Annotated in this window: 8 protein-coding genes; 4 read left to right on the forward strand and 4 right to left on the reverse strand. The window is 40.0% G+C overall.

Annotated features, from left to right (window positions below; all coding sequences use genetic code 11):
• The first annotated feature begins 220 nt into the window (after positions 1-220).
• Both BV375_RS01790 and BV375_RS01795 read left to right on the forward strand, forming a co-directional pair.
• On the forward strand, positions 221-3,538 hold the full coding sequence (locus BV375_RS01790; protein WP_086756618.1) for a GAF domain-containing protein: 3,318 nt from the start codon (positions 221-223) through the stop codon (positions 3,536-3,538).
• A 228-nt stretch (positions 3,539-3,766) separates the two neighbouring features.
• The gene (locus BV375_RS01795; protein WP_086756620.1) at positions 3,767-7,345 is read left to right on the forward strand and encodes a hybrid sensor histidine kinase/response regulator; all 3,579 of its coding nucleotides are present in this window, start codon (positions 3,767-3,769) and stop codon (positions 7,343-7,345) included.
• Between the two features lie 120 nt (positions 7,346-7,465).
• Here BV375_RS01795 and BV375_RS01800 read toward each other — a convergent pair whose 3' ends face one another.
• The 4 genes from BV375_RS01800 to BV375_RS01815 all read right to left on the reverse strand — a co-directional run bounded on the left by BV375_RS01800 (position 7,466) and on the right by BV375_RS01815 (position 11,109).
• Positions 7,466-8,383 carry an ABC transporter permease gene (locus BV375_RS01800; RefSeq protein WP_086756622.1) on the reverse strand — a complete coding sequence of 306 codons (918 nt, stop codon included), beginning with the start codon at positions 8,381-8,383 and terminating at the stop codon, positions 7,466-7,468.
• Positions 8,384-8,424: 41 nt separating this feature from the next.
• Positions 8,425-9,510 (reverse strand): spermidine/putrescine ABC transporter substrate-binding protein, encoded by a 1,086-nt coding sequence (locus BV375_RS01805; protein ID WP_086756624.1) that lies wholly within the window; start codon positions 9,508-9,510, stop codon positions 8,425-8,427.
• A gap of 70 nt (positions 9,511-9,580) precedes the next feature.
• Entirely contained in the window at positions 9,581-9,880 is a 300-nt protein-coding gene (locus BV375_RS01810) for a four helix bundle protein (protein ID WP_208096138.1), read from the reverse strand.
• 101 nt (positions 9,881-9,981) lie between these two features.
• The gene (locus BV375_RS01815) at positions 9,982-11,109 is read right to left on the reverse strand and encodes an ABC transporter ATP-binding protein (RefSeq protein WP_086756627.1); all 1,128 of its coding nucleotides are present in this window, start codon (positions 11,107-11,109) and stop codon (positions 9,982-9,984) included.
• A gap of 212 nt (positions 11,110-11,321) precedes the next feature.
• On the opposite strand from BV375_RS01815, the gene mrdA (BV375_RS01820) reads away from it, so the two are divergent.
• Entirely contained in the window at positions 11,322-13,163 is a 1,842-nt protein-coding gene (mrdA, locus tag BV375_RS01820; RefSeq protein WP_086756629.1) for a penicillin-binding protein 2, read from the forward strand.
• Positions 13,164-13,308: 145 nt separating this feature from the next.
• A complete protein-coding gene (gene mrdA, locus BV375_RS01825; protein WP_086756631.1) occupies positions 13,309-15,126 on the forward strand; it encodes a penicillin-binding protein 2 in 1,818 nt (605 codons plus the stop codon).
• Positions 15,127-15,139: the final 13 nt, after the last annotated feature.

The following is a 15,139-nucleotide window of genomic DNA, read 5'->3' on the forward strand; positions in this document are numbered from 1 at the left end:
ATAATAGTCTGTCTTGTCCTTCTTTGCTTCCACAATATTAGACCTGAATCCTTACGATATTTTATTAAACCTGACACGGGAATTGTGTTTAATTTAGATGCCCTGGCGATTCTCCAAGCTCCCATGTGGGGCAATCATAATTAAAAGTTTCCAATAAATGGCAAATTAGGAATTGCAAACTATCAGATTATTAATAATAACAATTATTGAGGTTTTTAAAATGACATTATTGTATAACAATGGTCAAGAAAATAGTAATATTGTTACCGATTTAAAAAAATTAGAAAATCAGAATGGTAGCACTAATATAGCAAGTCTAGCTAGTGATGAATTATCTATATTAAATGCGATAGCTGAGGAATTTAAAAGTTGGCGGCAACAGTTGCAAAGTATTACTAGTCAGCTACGCCAAGCTCCAGATATTGATACTTTACTCAAAGTTACCGTAGCACAAATCAGGGAGAAAATGGCAGGCGATCGCGCCTTAATCTATCAGTTTACTAGCTCTGATGCTGGGACTGTTTTAGCAGAATCTAGAAGCTTAGGTTGGACACCGACTCTAGGCGAAAATCTTCCTGGCATTATTTTTGGCTTATATAACAGTTCAGATTATTTAGAACCTGTAGCTATTGATGATATCAATCAAATACAACTCACCCCTTATCAGAAACAACTACTAGAAAAATTTCAAGTTAAAGCTAGTCTGAGTCTACCGATTGTAGTGGAGGGTAAAGTTTGGGGCTTACTAGTAGTAAATAATTGTGTTTCAGCACGACATTGGCAAGAAGTAGAAATCACTCTACTTTCCCAAATTTCCACAGAACTTACATACAGACTACACAACTTTACAACCCAAACAGGGCTGCAACAGGAAACACTGGCGAAGAAATCGGTAGCCAAAGTTATCGAGAAAATTCTCCACATATCATCTGTCGAGAAAATATTTCAAACAACTACTCACGAAATCCGCCAACTCCTGAAATGCGATCGCGTCGGAGTATATCGCTTCAATCCCGATTGGAGTGGGCAGTTTGTGGCTGAGTCGGTGGGTAATAGTTGGGTAAAAATGGTAGGACCCGATTTTAAAATGGTCTGGGAAGATACCCACTTACAAGAAACCCAAGGAGGTCGTTATGCCAAGGGTGAAACCTTTGTAGTCAAGGACATTTATAAAGCAGGCCATGCTCAATGTCACATTGATATTTTAGAGCAGTTTGAAATGAAAGCTTACATAATTGCACCTATATTTTCTGGGGAACAATTATGGGGTTTGCTAGCAGCTTATCAAAATTCTGGATCTCGTGATTGGCAAACTTGGGAAGCTAACGTTTTGACTCAGATTGGTTCGCAATTTGGTGTAGCTATCTCACAAGCAGAATATCTAGAACAAGTACGTGCAAAAACTGAGCAACTAACTCAAATAGTTGAACAGGAAAAAACTTTAACTAAGATTGTCAACCGTATCCGCCAATCTTTAGATGCCGAAAGTGTTTTCAAAACAACCACTCAAGAAGTACGCCAATCTTTGCGATGCGATCGCGTTGGTGTTTATCGCTTTAATTCTGACTGGAGTGGCGAGTTTATCGCTGAGTCAGTGGGTCACAATTGGGTAAAACTGGTAGGGCCTGATATTAAAACTGTTTGGGAAGATACTCACTTGCAGGCGACTCAGGGAGGTAGGTATGCCAAAGGAGAAAACTTTGTCGTTAATGACATGTATCAAGTGGGTTTGACTTCTTGCCACATTGAAATTTTAGAGCAGTTTGAAGCTAAAGCTTTTGTGATAGTTCCTATCTTCTCTGGAGAAAAATTGTGGGGATTATTGGCAGCTTATCAAAACTCTGGAACTCGTGAGTGGCAAAGTTGGGAAGTAAACTTTTTAGCTCAAATTGGCTTGCAATTTAGTCTAGCTAAATCGCAGATAGAATATCTTGAACAGGTGCGGGTTAAATCAGAAAAACTAGCTCAGATAGCCGAACAAGAAAAAGCCTTCACCAAACTAGTCAACCGCATCCGCCAATGCTTGGACGTAGAGGAAATCTTCAAAACATCCACTCAAGAAATCAGGCAATTACTACGATGCGATCGCGTGGGTGTATTCCGCTTTAACCCTAACTGGAGTGGCGAATTTGTGGCTGAGTCAGTGGGTCACAATTGGGTAAAACTCGTAGGCCCGGATATCAAAACTGTTTGGGAAGATACCCACTTACAAGAAACTCAAGGAGGTCGTTATGCCAAAGGTGAAAACTTTGTTGTTCATGATATCTATCAGGTAGGTCATGCTCCTTGCCATATCGAGATTTTAGAGCAATTTGAAGTTAAAGCTTATGTTATAGTTCCAGTATTTTTTGGCGAAAAACTTTGGGGATTGCTGGCCGCTTATCAAAATTCCAGCACTCGTGATTGGGAAGAATCGCAAGTCAGCTTACTAGCCCGCATTGGCGATCAGTTAGGGTTAGCATTACAACAAACTGAGTATTTGCAACAAGCACAGGCACAGTCAGCACAATTAGCAGCAGCAGCCGCACGAGAAAAGGCAGCTAAGGAGTTACTGCAACAGCGATCTATTCAACTCTTAACAGCCCTGAGACCGGCCCTAAATGGTAACTTGACGGTACGTGCACCAATTACAGAAGATGAGCTAGGTACAATTGCTGACGCTTACAATAATACCCTGCAAGCACTTCGGCAAATTGTCATTCAGGTACAAGCCGCTGCCCAACAAGTTGTGCAAACTTCTGGTAGTAGTGAAGCATCACTAGCAGGACTCACCAACCTGGCAAAACAACAGTCCGAAGATATGACCGCAGCCTTAGACGAAATTCAACAGATGGTTGACTCTACACAAGCTGTGGTAGCTAATGCTGAGTTAGTGCGGGTAGCAGTAAAACAAGCCAACCAAACTGTAGAGTCTGGTGACAGTGCTATGAACCTAACTGTACAAGCTATTCAAGGAATCCGCGAAACTGTTGCGCAAACTAGTAAAAAGATTAAACGCCTTAGTGAATCTTCCCAAAAAATCTCAAAAGTGGTGAATTTAATTAGTAATTTTGCCACACAAACAAACGTACTAGCTCTCAACGCAGCCATTGAAGCCACCCGTGCGGGTGAATATGGCAAAGGTTTTGCAGTGGTAGCTGATGAAGTCCGTTCTTTATCTCGCCAGTCAGCAGCAGCTACCATTGAAATTGAGAAATTAGTCCAAGAGATTCAAGCAGAAACAGGCGAAGTAGCAGTAGCTATGGAAACAGGCATCCAACAGGTGGTAGAAGGTACAAATCTTGTGGGTGATGCCAGACAAAATTTGAACGAAATTGTGAGTGCAACTGCGGAAATTAGTCAGTTAATCCAGCGGATTACCGAAGCAACCCAAAAACAAATGGACCAGTCTGTTAAGGTAACTGCAAGTATGAAAGATGTAGCAGAAATTTCTCACAAAACTGTTCATGAATCTCATGAAATGGCTGTTGTCTTTCAAGAGTTATCAGGGATGGCAAAAGAACTATTAGCCACTGCAAGCAAGTTCAAGGTTAATTGATAAAGCATCGCGCCCTTTGAATTATTGAAGGGTGCAGCTTTTTAGAGATAAATAAGCGCTAAGAGGTTAAAGGTGAAGAATTCTCTACCTTACCTCTTATTGCCAATCCCTTATTCAAAGGTTGGGAAATTTTGTCCAATAGCTACCGCTCAAATTTATGTTAAATAAGCATCATAATCCGCAAAGATAAACCTCTAAATTGAAAATCCTAATTTAACATCAAAAATTATGACTACAGACATTGATATTCGCGAACAGGGTTATATTTATTTTCTGGCTGAAGCTCCAGAATTAATAGAAATTATAGAGCAAGAACTGTTTAGCTTATCAGAAGAATTTAGTACAGCTAAAGTACATAAGTTAATGCGGGCAACTCATACAATTAAAGGAGGAGCTGCTAATGTTGGGCTAGAAGTAATTCACACGATCGCCCATTCTCTAGAAGATGTCTTTAATGCTCTATATAACCCAAATGTTGTCATTGATGAACAATTACAAACTCTGATCCTACAAGCTTACGAATGCCTTAGTTTAGCACTAACCGCAGAACTAACAGGCAGTACTGTGAATGGTGAAGAAATCCTCCAACGAGCAGCTTCAACGTTTGCTCAGTTACAAGAAAAACTAGGTGATGCTTATGGTGCAGAGGCTCATATTCCTACTTCGGAAGAATTGGGATTCGATCTTGTTCAGTCTATCTTTGAAGTAGGAGTACAGCAACGCTTAGAAAGTATAGCTGATGCTCTCAATAGCACAATAGATCCGACAGAATTCGCCCAGTTGCTAAACTCTCAAGCCGAAGTATTTGTTGGGTTGGCAGAATCTTTGAATCTACCAGGATTCGGTGCGATCGCCCAAACAATTCTAGCTGCACTAAAAGCTAACCCCAAGCAGGCACATCAGATTGGGAAAGTTGCTCTCACCAATTTACAGCAGGCACAAGCATCTGTATTGGCAGGCGATCGCATTTCTGGTGGCGAACCTGATCCAGCTTTACACCATTTAACACAAATAGTAACAGATGAGTCAGAACCAACGACAAAACCATCTGTCACTACTGCTGCTTTGAGAAACGAAATCAAGGAATTATATAAATTTTTAACGACATTTGGTAACACTAAAAATCAGCCATTAAAACCAGCAAAGGCTAAGTTTTATATTAAAGTAATTCGCTACATTTTTGGCTGGTTCAATCACCAAATGGAAATTAGCAAAGAAAAACTCAATTTGGCTCTCCTTGTTGCTGCTGAAGGAGAAAATTCAGTCATTTATATTGAAAATTGGTTAAGTAAATATTTAGAGTTTGTACAAGATATAGAAGACAGCCAAAGCCTTTGTATATACCGTAAAGGTGTTATATATACAATTATTCTGGCTGTTGTTAAATTTCATTACACAAATGGCCAAGTAAATAAAGATGCTTCCGTCATCCCAACGCTGCAACAGCAAATTGGTAAATTAGCTAAAGAATATAAAAAATTTCCTGTTGTTACAGCCCAGGAGAAAAATTGGATTGATAATCCAAAATTTAAAAAACTGCTAGTTTTTAAAGAAAAAGCTATTCCAGAAACAGATCATCTATTAGAGACAATTTGGGGAGGAGAAGCTAATTTCAACCATATCCATGAGATTGTTGAAACTCAACCTGAAGAACAAAACGATGAATCATTAGCTTTCCAGGAGTTAGCAGGTATAGATATTGCTAATTCTACTATTCAAAACGAACGAGAAATCAAAGATAAATTACCTACCTCCGCTCAGAAAAATTCTCGACCCCTCTCGTTTGTACGAGTAGATACTGAGGGATTACAACGCCTTAATTACTTAGCAGGTGAGCTACTGATTAAGCAAAAACAGCGGATATTACAGGATGAACAATTTAAAGAAATAATTGAGCATTTATTTCAACGTATCGGTAAACAACAAATAATTTTAAATCAATTAGGTGATTTACCGTCCCAGATGCAAAATAATGCTTTACAACACAATCAAAATTTTGCATCTGTAAAATTTGATGATTTAGAAATGGATGCATATACAGAATTTCAGATGAAGTTGCACGAAGCAATGGAAGAGAATCTACAACTACAAGAAATCACCGAATCCCTAGATTTATTGCTAACTCAAGCTAATCAAATTAGTGATAAGAAACAGAGATTAACACTAAATATTATTGATAATTTAGTAGAAGCAAGGATGTCACCTTTAGGAAACATTCTGAATCGTTTCCCTCAAATGGTCAAAAAAATGGGAAATGTTTATGCCAAATTTGTAGATTTGAGACTAACAGGTACAGAAGTATTGGTAGACAAAGCGATCGCGGAAAAACTTTACGAACCTCTGTTGCATTTAGTGCGTAATGCATTTGATCATGGTATTGAAATGCCTCAAGTACGCCAATCTCTGGGTAAACCAGAACAAGCTTTAATCGAAATTCGTGCCTATAATCAGGGTAGCCAAACTATTATTGAAGTTCGGGATGATGGTCAGGGTTTGAATTTAGATAAAATTCGTAAAAGAGCAGTTGAGCTAAATCTTATATCAGCAGAAGAGCAAGTTAAAGGCGATGGTTATAACGCTACTGAATCAGAGCTTTTAGAACTGATGTTTTCACCTGGATTCACTACAGTCGAGCAGGTAAGCGAAATTTCTGGACGTGGTATGGGTTTAGATATTGTACGTTCTCAAATACAATCTCTAAATGGCTCTTTTTCAGTTAAATCATTGCCTAACCAAGGCACAACATTTGTACTAAAAATTCCTTTTTCTATGACTACCGACAAATTAATGTTAGTGCAAGCAGGTGGTGTTTTTTATGCTTTGCTCTTAGATAATGTCGAAAAAATATTAATTCCTTCAGAACAGCAAATTAAAGAATTTGAGGGTAAAAAAGTATTATATTATAACACTGCGGAAGATGAACGTATGGTCAGCTTACGTCCAATTTCTGAGTTAATGTATTATAGTGGATCATTTTTCAATAGTATTAATTTAAATAATCTATCAACTGCCTATGACGCAGGAATTACCAAGCATCCTGTCTTATTACTACGGCGTAATCAAGAAATTTTTGGTTTAGAAGTTGACCAAATTATCGGTGAACAAGAACTAGTAATTAGACCTTTGGGAAATGCGATCGCTCCACCAAAATATATTTATGGTTGCAGTAGTTTAGCTAGTGGTAATCTCATATTAGTTATCGATCCTACTCTGTTGCTAGACTCTTACGAGATGCAAGCAACATTGGAGAACACTGCACCATCAACAGCTTATTTAGCAAATACAAAAGCCTTCACTCTGCCGGGTTCAATTTCTAACTCTACGCCTCTACTAGCTCCTTCTCCTACCACAGAGACTACACAACTTCAGCTAAGTCAGTCTCTATCGCCAAATCAAAAGTCATCAAAAGTAATTTTAGTAGTAGATGATGCAATTAGTCTTCGCCAAACTCTTTCTCTGACTCTACAAAAATCTGGCTATCAAGTATTACAGGCACAAAACGGTGTAGAAGCTCTAGAGCAATTGCACCTGCATCCTGAAATTCAAGTGGTAATTTCCGATTTAGAAATGCCACGCATGAATGGCTTTGAATTTTTATCTAATGTCCGTCACAACCCAAGTCTTACTGAAATACCTATAGTAATTCTCACTTCTCGCAGTGCTGAAAAACATCGCCAGCTTGCTCAAGCTTTGGGTGCAACAGCTTACTTAACTAAGCCATATTTAGAGGATAAGTTACTCTCTATTATCGGAGATTTAATCAACAAGCGCAGCGATAAATCTAGTAATTTGGTTATGAGTAATTAGCTATTTCTTGTTTGGATAAGCCTACAAGCTCAAGCTTACGAAAGTAGCCTTTATTCGTGTACCCGTACCCTATCCTTTGGAAAAGCCTTACCAACAGGGTGACGGATACTTTGAAATTGATTAACGCTTAGGTGTAGCCTCGCCAAACTTAATTATCAAGGCGATCGCAATACTAACTAGCAAAATTAATGTCATACTCAAAGCTGAGCCAAACCCCCAATTTTGGGTAGCGCCTAGAAACTGGTTGTATACTAATCTTGCTGCCGTCATACTAGAGGCACCACCTAGTAATTCTGGATTCACAAAATCTCCTAATCCTGTAATGAATACCAGCATAGAACCGGCAGTAAGCCCTGGCAAGATTTGCGGTACTGTCACTTTCCAAAAAGTCTGTGTAGGATTTGCTCCTAAATCTGCTGCTGCTTCTAGTAACCGTATATCTAACTTTTCTAAAGAAGCATATAAAATTAAAACCATGTAGGGAAGTAAGCTATAACTCATAGCAATCACTACAGAAGGTGTCCTATTTAGCAATTCTAAAGGATGGAAATGTAAACTTTTTAATAAAGTATTTAACAAACCACTTGGACGCAGAATGGTAATCCAAGCGTACGAGCGAAGTAGTGAAGAAGTCCACAAAGGCAAAATAAAGCCTAATAATAATAAATTTCGCCAACGTTTTGGTGCTATTTGAGCAATCCAATAAGCAACGGGAAAACCAAGAATTAAACAAATAATTGTGGTACTGCTTGCTAAACCAAGTGAACGCAGAATTACTTGAATATAAAGTGGATCAAATATCCGCATATAATTTTGTAATCCATTTGGATTAACTAAATCTCCTGGTCGGATATCTGCTACTAAGCTCAACTCAAAAATTATTAATGTTGGCAGTACCAATAACAGTAGTAACCAAATACCAGATGGTGCCAGTAATATTAAAGGTTGGAGCCAATTTAAATTTGAATAATGCCATTTTTGTATTTTTGCAATATGACTTCGTGAATGAAATTGAGTTTCCGAATGTTGATTAGACATAATTTGATTTAGGCATTTAAATTTTAAAATATTTTAATTTTTTAACTGCTGGTTAATTGAGTCCAGTAGCGTTCATAAATCTCATCAAACTTTCCTAAAGGACTAATACGTTCACATTTTTCTATAATTGAATCTGGAGGAAATAAACTGATATTTTGCTGGAAATTGATTGGCAATTGCTCGAATCCCGAGAGATTAGGAGTTGCAATATTAAGACGTAGACTAATTTGAGCAGCTACTTCTGGCTGTAAAATAAAGTTAATCCAAGCATAGGCTCCATCTATATTTAGGGCTGTTTTAGGAATTACGATTGTATCAGTCCATAATGAAGAACCACTACGAGGAATTACATACTTCAATTTAGGGTTTTCTCTGCTGACTCGGATTGCATCTGCCGAATAACACATTGCCAATAATAAATCTCCAGCCAGAATTTGATTTTGCCAAGCTTCGGTGTCAAAGGCAGTGATTCCAGGTTTAAGTTCTTTCAATTTTTCATAAGCTTGTTTAATTTGAGTTTCGTCCTGTGAATTGTATGAGTAACCTAGCATCCGCAACACTGCACCCATAACCTCACGGACATCATTGAGCAAAGTCATCCGTTTTTTAAGTCGTTCCTGATTTTGCCAAAGATAATCCCAATCTTCTGGTGCATCTTTGAGGATTTCGGAATTATAAACTATACCTGTTGTGCCCCAATTAAAGGGAATACTGTAGCGGTTTTTGAGGTCATAAGTTGGATTTTGAAAACGTGGAAATAAATTCTCTAATCCGATTAAGCGCTCATGATTTATTTCTATGAGTAAATCTTTCTCCACCATCTTCTGCACCATATAGTCAGATGGATAGATAATGCTGTAATTACTACCACCTCCAGCTTGCAATTTAGCTAGCATGACATCATTGGAGTCATATACATCTGCCAGGACTTTCATCCCAGTTTGAGTACTAAAAGTTTTTAGTAATTGATTGTCTGTATATTGCGTCCAGGTATAGATATACAGTTGATCGCGTTGACCAGAAGTTTTAGTATTAGCTCTGACATCAGCCAACCTCCAGCCACACCCAGCTAATGACAAGCTAGAAAGTGCTGTTATTCCTTGTAAAAATTTTCGTCTGTTAGTCATTTGTCATTTGGTAGATTACCAATTGAGTTGAGATATGAGTTTAATTTTGGTGCTAGTTCATTAATGATTATTAGTATTGAATTATCTGTTCAGTAGTTAAAAGATTACGAGTGTAAGCTCGTCTTAGCCAATGTTGAGTTTCATTTAATGAGCCTCGCGCTATCTTAACAAAACGTTTATTTTCTTGATAATTACCTCTGCCAAAGCCTTCTGCTACATTTGCTCCTATGCTATCTGCGGAACGTACAATCTGTTTACCAATTGTATCCTTGGCAAAGAAATGCCATCCGTCAATTATTTTCCAAATGTCATCTGCTAATGGTTCTGATAATTGATAAATTTGTAACTCCTGGAAACGCTTAGTCGACATTTATTAGTTGCTAATAGTTTATATATTTTCCAGCAATTATGATTGATATTTATTTTTTGTCATTAGCTAAACACAAATGACAAATGACCAATGACAAAAGCCTATTGACTAATAGCCAAACAATCACTTTCTGTCCACCAAGCATAGATGGGTGTATCAGCATCTGGTAAGCTACCAAAGGTATTAGGTTGCAAAACATTAATGCTGATGCCGTTGATTAATTCCACAACATAATTGACGTGAGTCCCTAAATACATGATGTTGACAAGCCTTCCTTCAAAGCAGTTACTTGGCAAATTAGGCGGATAAAGCGAAAGTTGAATTTTTTCTGGGCGGACGCTGACTACTACTGGTTCGGTTGATTCAATAGGTGTATCTTCATTACGGTTAACGATAATTGTTAGTCCTGTTTTGGTTTGGATTTGGATGGTAGAGGCTTCTACAGCAACAATTTCACCGCTAAATAAATTAGTATCACCAATAAAATCAGCAACAAAAGCGGTACGGGGAAATTCGTAAATTTGGCTAGGAGTACCAACTTGCTCAATTTTGCCTTGATTGATCACGGCTATGCGATCGCTTAAGGATAGTGCCTCTTCTTGGTCGTGGGTCACCATGATAAAGGTCAACCCCAATTCTTTGTGTAAATTTAATAACTCGACCTGCATTTCCTTACGCAACTTTAAATCTAATGCCCCCAATGGTTCATCGAGTAACACGACGGAGGGACGGTTGACTAAAGCCCTAGCTAAAGCTACCCGTTGCTGTTGTCCACCAGAAAGTTGATTGGGAAAGCGCGATCGCAAACTTTCCATTTTCACCAGTTTTAAAGCTTCTTTGACTTTGCGATCGATTTCCGGTTTGCGAATTTTTTTTAACCGCAGTCCAAAGGCAATGTTATCCCACACATTCAAGTGATTAAACAGTGCATAGCTTTGAAATACTGTATTGACAGGTCGGCGATAAGGCGGGACATTGGTCATAGACTGACCCTGAATCAATACCTTACCAGCATCAGCTTGTTCAAACCCAGCAATCAAACGTAATATAGTTGTCTTGCCACAACCAGAAGGACCTAGGATACTAAAGAATTCTCCTTGTCTAACGTCCAAGTCTACTCCATTGACTGCTGGTTCTTGGTTAAAAAACTTGAACACGTTACGCAGCTCAATATCAAGCGGCTGCAAAGCCATCATCTCCTCCTGATTCTGCGTCACAGTTTGAGCCATAATCCTCAGTAAAATGCCATGAGCTTACGTGATTGTGCACATTCAGGTAGTCTATTAAGCAGCCTACCTATGCACTTTGGTTCATTGTATCCGTCAAAAACAATTGTTCGGGAAGATATTCTCGCAATTATTTGACGATTTATACTGAGTAGCGGTCTATAGGATCGTGTATACAAGTAATACTAAAATTTCGACATCTTTAATCTTTTTTTATGGCTTTATTACCATCAGCCCTACCAGGTAGCAAAAAAGACACGCGTACAGTTGGTCGTGGTTTCCAATCAATATTTTTAATTGGATTTACATTATTAATGACGGCTGGTATTGATGCTCGTCTAGCTTATTTACAAATTGTAGAAGGACCAAAACTGCGGCAAAGAGCAGAGTCCAACCGAATTCGGATGATTGCTAAACAACCAGAACGAGGCAATATTTTCGACCGCAATGGCAAACTTTTAGCCAGTACTCGCTATCCTCATTCTGTATATTTGTGGCCGATGGCTCACACTAAGCCTTCATGGCCAGTTGTCGCACCGCGCCTAGAGAAAATTCTCAACATTACCCAAGATGAGATGGAAAAGAAACTCAAACAGGCTGGTGCTAATTCTTCTTCACTCATCCGGATTGCACGCGACATCAGCGAGGCGCAAATCACGGCATTGAAAGAGTATGCCAACGAACTCCCGGAAGTAGAAATTAATACAGAAGCTGTTCGCTACTATCCCCACGGCGCAGTATTAGCTCATGTACTGGGCTATACCAGGGAATTAACTGCGGAACAGCTAAAAGACAGGAAGGAAGAAGGCTACAGGCTGGGAGATGTAATTGGTCAAATGGGGATTGAAAAAGCCTATGAGCAAATCCTCAGGGGGGAATGGGGCGGTCAGCAGGTAGAGGTAGATGGTGCTGGTCGTCCTATCCGGGTTTTAGGAGAAAAGCAGGCTAAAGCTGGTAATGATCTGCACTTAACAATAGATTTAAATTTGCAAAAAGCAGCAGACCAAGCTTTAGGGAAATTTCAAGGTGCAGTTGTGGCAATTGACCCGAATAATGGTGCTGTCTTAGCAATGGCCTCTCACCCCACATTTGATCCCAATATTTTCTCTAAACAAAAACTCTCTCAGAAAGATTGGGAAACTTTACAAGGTAAAGACCATCCCTTAGTCAATCGCTCTCTGAGTGCCTTTCCACCAGCTAGTACCTTCAAAATTATTACCGCGTCAGCTGGGTTGGAAACAGGTAAATTTTCGCCCGACAGTGTATTACAAACCTTCGGCTCCCTGACTGTGGGTGGAGTAACTTTTGGTGAATGGAACCACGCCGGATTTGGTCCTTTGGGCTTTCCCAGAGCGCTCGCTATGAGTAGTGATACCTTCTTTTATCAAGTAGGCAGAAAAGTTGGTGGCCCAGCTTTGATTGAATGGAGTCACAAATATGGGTTTGGTCAAAAAACTGGGATTGAGTTTGCCAACGAAGAATCAAAAGGTCTAGTTCCCGATGAGAATTGGAAGCAGAAAGCCTGGAAAATTCCTTGGACTGTAGGTGACACTATCAATATGTCAATTGGTCAAGGTGCTTTGCAGGTGACACCTCTGCAATCAGCAATTATGTTTTCTGTACCTGCTAATGGTGGATATCGAGTGAAGCCCCATTTGCTCAAAGACCATGAAGAAGCAAAAAGCTGGCGAGTCTCATTAAATATGAAGCCGACAACCATTAACGTTCTCCGGGACGGATTGCGGAAGGTGGTAAGTGAGGGTACAGGGAAACGCTTGGATGTGCCAACCATTGCCCCTGCATCAGGAAAAAGTGGTACTGCGGAAGCCGGTGGTGGTCGTCCAAATCACACTTGGTTTGGTGCTTATGCACCCAGCGATAAGCCAGAAATTGTTGTAGTGGGGTTTGGTGAAAACTCTGGCGATCATGGTGGTACTGTTTGTGGCCCAATGGCCTTACAAGTGCTGGAAGCTTATTTTCAGCATAAGTATCCAGGCAAGTACCAAAAACTAGAGTCTGAAGGTAAGAATCAGAATGGTGGTAGCACTGGAGACTAAATTCAGCATTCAGTATAAAGGCTGAAGTGCATAGGTCGTCGTTCATTCTTTATACTTTTGCCAGTGAAAGAGTATTTAATGCTGGGTAAAAGCTCAGCATCAATGGTATACAGATTATTTTAATTTTGCAGTAATCATTCGTCCTATGGCCTTATTGCAACCAACTCCACTTGGGAAAAAAAATACACGTACAGTTGGCAGAAGCTTTCAGCCTATATTTCTGATTATATTTACTCTATTGATGACAAGTGCCATAGGTGCGCGTTTGGCATACCTCCAAATTGTTGAAGGTTCAAATCACCGCAAGCGAGCCGAGTCCAACCGAATTAGAATGATCCCCAAACAACCAGAAAGGGGTAATATTTTTGACCGCAATGGCAAACTTTTAGCTAGTACTCGCTATCCTCGGTCTGTATATTTGTGGCCAATGGCTCATACCAAACCTGCCTGGCCAGTTGTGGGTGCGCGTCTCTCCAAAATTCTCGAAATTCCCCAAGCAGACATTGAAAAAAAACTTGAAGAGGCAGGTAGGAATTCTTCATCGCTGATCAGGATTGCGCGTGACCTAGATGAAGCCGAGATTACAGCATTAAAGGAGTATCATAACGAACTAACTGATGTAGAAATACATCTGGATGCTGTGCGTTATTATCCTCACGGAAAGCAACTGGCTCATGTACTGGGTTATATTCGTGAACTGACTGCTGAACAGTTAAAAGATAAGAAGCAAGATGGCTATCGTTTGGGAGATGTAATCGGTCAGATGGGGGTGGAAAAGGCTTATGAGAAGGCACTCAGAGGCGAGTGGGGGGGTCAACAGGTAGAAGTTGATGGTGCTGGACGACCACTACGGGTTTTGGGAGAAAAACAGGCAAAAGCTGGTAACGATTTGCACTTGACCATAGATTTGGATATGCAACGGACAGCGGAAAAAGCTTTGGGCGATCGCAACGGTGCGATCGTGGCAATTGATCCCAAGAATGGTGCTGTTTTAGCAATGGTGTCTCACCCCACCTTTGATCCCAATATTTTCTCTAAGCAGAAACTTTCGCAAAAAGATTGGGAAAGTGTACAAGGTGCAGAACATCCCTTAGTCAATCGCGCCCTTAGCGCCTTTCCACCTGCCAGTACCTTTAAAATTGTCACCACAACAGCTGGCTTGGAATCGGGTAAATTTTCTCCGAACACAGTGCTACAAACCTACGGTTCCTTGAATATTGGCGGTACTACTTTTGGTGAGTGGAACCACGCCGGATTTGGCCCTTTGGGTTTTGTCGGAGCATTACAGTGGAGTAGTGATACCTTCTTTTATCAAATTGGTCGGGGAGTCGGCGGTCCCACTTTAATTGAGTGGACTCGTAAGTATGGATTTGGGCAAAAAACTGGCTTTGAGTTTGCTTCCGAAGAAACAAAAGGTTTAGTTCCCGATCAGACATGGAAGCAGAAAGTGTGGAAGATGCCTTGGACTGTAGGCGACAGTATTAATATGTCAATAGGTCAAGGTGCTTTACAAACCACTCCCCTACAAGTCGCGATCATGTTTGCTGTGCCTGCTAATGGGGGTTATCGAGTCCAGCCGCATTTACTCAAAGATCATGAAGAGGCAAAAAATTGGCGTTCATCGTTAGATATGCAGCCAACAACTATTCAGATTCTGCGGGAAGGACTGCGGAAGGTGGTAGCAGAAGGTACAGGTAAAGCTTTGAATCAACCAACAGTTCCCCCTGTAGCTGGTAAGAGTGGCACAGCCGAAGCCTGGAAGCGTGGGGTGAAACAAAATCACGCTTGGTTTGGTGCTTATGCTCCAGCCGATAAGCCAGAGTTATTGATAGTAGCTTTTGCTGAACATTCCGGTGGTGGTGGTGGTAGTGTTGCTGCGCCAATAATTTTAGAAATTATGGAGGAATATTTCCAACGGAAGTATCCAGGTAAGTATCAAAAACCAGCAAAACCAAAAACTTAAGATTTGTAGTGGT

Origin of the sequence: Nostoc sp. 106C, assembly GCF_002154725.1 — a bacterium.
Lineage (GTDB): Bacteria > Cyanobacteriota > Cyanobacteriia > Cyanobacteriales > Nostocaceae > Aulosira.